The following is a 4,313-nucleotide window of genomic DNA, read 5'->3' as shown; positions in this document are numbered from 1 at the left end:
CGTTGAGTGTGTCTCCCACACACACCTGCGCGTCGGCGTCGTGGCGGAAGGAGAAGGCGGTATTGTCGGCAAGACGGCACCAAATCAGCGTGTCGGCGCCCATCGGCTCGACCATCTCGACGCGGGCCGACACCGCGGATGGATCGTCGGACGCAGTCAGCTCGATATGCTCGGGACGGATGCCGAGAACGGCCGGCGCGTCGGTCGGCAGGCCACGAAAGGCGTAGCCGTTCAGTCCGAGCCGGTTGGCGCCGGCGATGAATCCAGTCTCGCCGTCACGTGCGATCCGGCCGGGAATGAAATTCATGGCGGGCGAGCCAACGAAGGAGGCGACGAACCGGTTGACCGGCTCGCGATAGATCTTCTTCGGCGTGTCGAGTTGCTGGATCACGCCACCTTGCATCACCGCGATCCGGTCCGCGAGCGTCAGCGCCTCGATCTGGTCGTGTGTCACGTAGATCATGGTGGCGCCGAGCCGTGCATGCAGCCGCTTGATCTCGACTCTGAGCTCGGCGCGCAACTGGGCGTCCAGATTGGATAGCGGCTCGTCGAACAAATAGACGCCGGCATGGCGCACCAGCGCCCGTCCGATCGCGACACGCTGGCGCTGGCCGCCGGAGAGCTCGCTGGGACGGCGGTCGAGGAGGCTGTTGAGTTGCAGCATCCGCGCGGCCTCTCCGACGCGGCGCTCGATCTCGTCTCGCGGCGTGCCCGCGACCGACAGCCCGAACGACATATTCCGGCGCACGCTCATACGCGGATACAGCGCGTAGCTCTGGAACACCATCGCGATGCCGCGATCCTTCGGTTCTGCCCAGGTGACATCGCGGCCGCCGATATGGATCTCGCCACCCCTGACGTCGATCAGCCCCGCGATCGCGTTGAGCAATGTCGACTTGCCGCAGCCGGACGGCCCAAGCAGCACGAGAAACTCGGACGCCTCGACATTGAGATTGAGGTTCTCCAGCACCTTCAGGCCGCCAAAGCCGATCTGCAGGCTCCTGATGTCGACATTCGATTTCTGCATGCTGCATCAGCCTTTCACTGCGCCGGCGGCGATGCCGCGCACGAACCAGCGGCCAGAACCGAAATAGACGACGAGCGGCAACAGCGCGGTCAACAGCGTTGCCGCCATGTCAACATTGTAGGCGCGCTCGCCTTGCGTCGAATTGACGATGTTATTGAGCTGCACCGTCATTGGCAGATTGTCACGGCCGGCGAAAACGAGCCCCAGGATGAAATCGTTCCAGATGCCGGTGGTCTGCAAGATCACCGCGACCACGATCATGGGCGTGGCCATCGGCATCATGATCCGCGCATAGATCTGGTAGAAGCCGGCGCCGTCGACGCGGGCGGCCTTGAACAACTCGACCGGCAGCGACGCGAAATAGTTGCGAAACAGCAGTGTCATGGTGGGAAGGCCGAAAATCGTGTGGATGATCACGATGGTTAAGAGCGACTGCCCGAGCCCGGTGAAGGAGAACACGCGCACCAAGGGATAGATGAACACCTGATAGGGGATGAAGGCGACCACCATCATCGTGCCGAACAGGATGTTGCCGCCGCGCACACGCCACAGCGACAGCGCATAGCCGGTGAGCGAGCCGACCAGGATGGAGATGACCACCGACGGCACCAGGATGCGCAGCGAGTTGAGAAAGCCGATCTTGATGCCCTGGCAGGTCAGACCGGTACAGGCCGACGTCCAGGCCTTGACCCACGCGTCGATGCTGGGAGCTACGGGCAAGGCCAGCAGATTGCCCTGCCGTATCTCTGCCATCGGCTTCAGCGAGGTGACGACCATCACATAGAGCGGCAGCAGGAAATAGAGCGCGGTAATGAAGATGAAGGCATAGAGGCCCCAGCGCGCCGGGGTCATGCGCTTCGACCGGCGAGCGGCGGGCAAGGGCTGAGCCGCCGCTGTCATCGCATTTCTCCCTTGCGCGTGCGCCAGTAGAAATAGGGCGCGACCACCGCGATCACCGTGATCAGCATGGTGGTGGCCGCCGCCGTCGCAAGCCCGATATTGGCGCGTTCGAACAAATGATCCATGACGAACTTGGCGGGTACCTCCGAGGCGATGCCGGGCCCGCCGTTGGTCATCGCGACCGAGAGGTCGTAAAGGCGCACCACGCCGGTCGAGAGCAGCACCGCGGCGGTCGCAAAGCTTGCACCCATCATCGGAATGATGATCGAGACATAGACCCGCCATTTCGGCAGGCCGTCGACTCGCGTCGCCTTCCAGATCTCCTCGTCGACGCCGCGAAGGCCGGCGAGCATGATGGCCATCACCAGCCCTGAAGCCTGCCAGACACCCGCGATGACCAGGCAATAGATTGCGGTCTCCGGCCGTACAATCCAGTCGAACGTCGCACCTTCGAAGCCCCAGCTGCGCAGCACATGCTGGATGCCGAGCGTCGGGTTGAGCAGCCATTGCCAGACCAGGCCCGTGACGACGAAGGACATCGAATAGGGATAGAGATAGATCGAGCGGATCGTGTCCTCGGCACGCACCCGCTGATCGATCGCAACCGCCAGCAGGAAGCCGATGGAGAGAGCGAGCGACACGAACAGCACACCGTAGATAACGATGTTGTGGACCGAGGTGATCCAGCGATCGTTGCCGAACAACATCTCATATTGCCGAAGCCCGACGAAATTGTTGTTCGGCAGCATGCGCGAGTTGGTCAGCGACATCCAGACGGTCCAGCCGGTGGCACCGATATAGACGACGAGCATCACCAGCAGCGCCGGCAAGAGCGCGGTGATCGCGGAAATTCGGGAGTTCAGCGAAAGACGCATCGCATCGCCGGATTGAAGAGAGGTCGACGGGTGGGAAAGGCGGCCAACAGCTCGTCAGCCGCCTTTTTGTGATGCATCACTCCTGGGACTTCAGCACAGCCGCGACCTTGGCGGAGAATTCATCGGCGCTCATATTGGTGTTCCAATATTGCGAGATGGCATCCTGCAGCGCGCCGATCATCGCCGGCGGCGCCAGCATGTCGCCGGACGGCATTTGCTGGGCCTTGTCTGCGACATAGCGCATGCCCTTCTGGGCACATGCGTCGAGTGCGGACGTATCGACATCGCTACGCACCGGGATCGAGCCCTTCTTCAGCGCGAACTGGATCTGGGTCTCGGGCGTCAGCATCAGTCTCGCCAACGTCATCTGCGCCTTGGTGACGGATGGGTCCTTCGCCTTCGGGAATACGAACACATCGCCGCCCATCACATAACCGCCGCTGCCGTTAGACAGCACCGTGCAGCCATAGTCCTTGTCGGCGATTTTGCCCGCCGCGATGAATTCGCCCTTGGCCCAGTCGCCCATGATCTGCATTCCGGCCTTGCCCTGGATGACGAGATTGGTCGCGTCATTCCAGTTGCGGCCGGGCGCGCCGGCATCGACATAGTCCTTGAGCTTCTTATAAGTGACGGCGACCGCCTTGAACTCGGCGCTCCGGGCCAGCGACGCGTCGCGCTTGCCGAGGATGCCGGTCCACATCTGTGCGCCGCCGACGCCGATCAGGACCGAATTGAACAGGTTTTGCTCCCAGTTCTTCTGGCCCGAGAAGGCCAGCGGGATCACCTTGCCCTCGGCCTTGAGCTTGTCGAGAATAGTAATCGCGTCGTTCCAGGTCTTCGGCTCATCGGCGCCGACGGAGGCAAGCACAGCCTTGTTGTACCAGAGCCAATTCTGACCGTGGATGTTGATCGGCACCGCATACATCTTGCCGTTGCGGGTCGCGGCGGCAGTGATCGCGGCAGGCATCACGCCTTTCCAGTTGCCTTCGGTTGCGACCGCATCGACATCGGCGAGCAGGCCGCCTTCCACCAACTCGTCGAACTGCTTGCCGGTGTTGAGCTGCATGGCGGTCGGCGGATTGCCGGCGACGGTGCGGCTGATCGCGGCGTTTCGCGCATTCGCAGCGCCGGCGACCGCGCTGTCGATCCAGGTGCCGCCGGCCTTGGTGAACTGGTCGGCAAACACCCTAACGGCGGCCGCCTCGCCGCCGGAGGTCCACCAGTGGATGACTTCGGCCCTCATCTCTTCTGCGGAGACCGGTACCGAGACGCAGGCCGCGGCGACAATCGCCACCGATGCGAACAGTGTGCGCTTCATCATTCCCTCCCGATATGCCTTTGCAGGCGTGTGTATTCAGCGTGCGGCCCTTATGGGCTCGTTTTGGCTTTACCCATCCAATGTAATCGAGTACATCCTAACTCTAGCAGAACTGTTTGATGTTGCAAGTCCCGGGACGACGCCGAGATGGCGAGCCTCACTATGTCCACGCGAACCAGAGTGAGACGTCAGA

At 62.4% G+C, this 4,313-nt stretch carries 4 protein-coding genes; all 4 read right to left on the bottom strand.

The window, feature by feature from the left end; genetic code table 11:
• Nucleotides 1-1,027 (bottom strand): ABC transporter ATP-binding protein (locus AC1D00_RS29355; RefSeq protein WP_477013069.1); only part of this gene is annotated, 1,027 nt, incomplete at its 3' end.
• Nucleotides 1,028-1,033: 6 nt separating this feature from the next.
• Nucleotides 1,034-1,927, bottom strand: coding sequence for a carbohydrate ABC transporter permease (locus AC1D00_RS29350; protein ID WP_025575078.1), 894 nt, complete (start codon nt 1,925-1,927; stop codon nt 1,034-1,036).
• Complete coding sequence (locus tag AC1D00_RS29345; protein WP_092183556.1) at nt 1,924-2,802, bottom strand: carbohydrate ABC transporter permease; 879 nt, start codon at nt 2,800-2,802, stop codon at nt 1,924-1,926. The genes AC1D00_RS29350 and AC1D00_RS29345 overlap by 4 nt, the downstream gene beginning before the upstream one ends.
• Before the next feature lie 76 nt (nt 2,803-2,878).
• Nucleotides 2,879-4,120: an ABC transporter substrate-binding protein gene (locus AC1D00_RS29340; protein ID WP_477013068.1), complete on the bottom strand. Its 1,242-nt coding sequence runs from the start codon at nt 4,118-4,120 to the stop codon at nt 2,879-2,881.
• Nucleotides 4,121-4,313: the final 193 nt, after the last annotated feature.

This window comes from Bradyrhizobium sp. P2_E8 (genome assembly GCF_056403875.1).
The sequence above is the reverse complement of the archived record's forward strand: the minus strand, read 5'-3'. Positions and strand labels throughout refer to the sequence as shown.

Excerpts from the sequence above, each read along its gene's own strand:
- AC1D00_RS29345 (WP_092183556.1), bottom strand. The coding sequence starts at position 2,802 with ATGCGTCTTTCGCTGAACTCCCGAATTTCCGCGATCACCGCGCTCTTG.
- AC1D00_RS29340 (WP_477013068.1), bottom strand. The coding sequence starts at position 4,120 with ATGAAGCGCACACTGTTCGCATCGGTGGCGATTGTCGCCGCGGCCTGC.
- AC1D00_RS29350 (WP_025575078.1), bottom strand. The coding sequence starts at position 1,927 with ATGACAGCGGCGGCTCAGCCCTTGCCCGCCGCTCGCCGGTCGAAGCGC.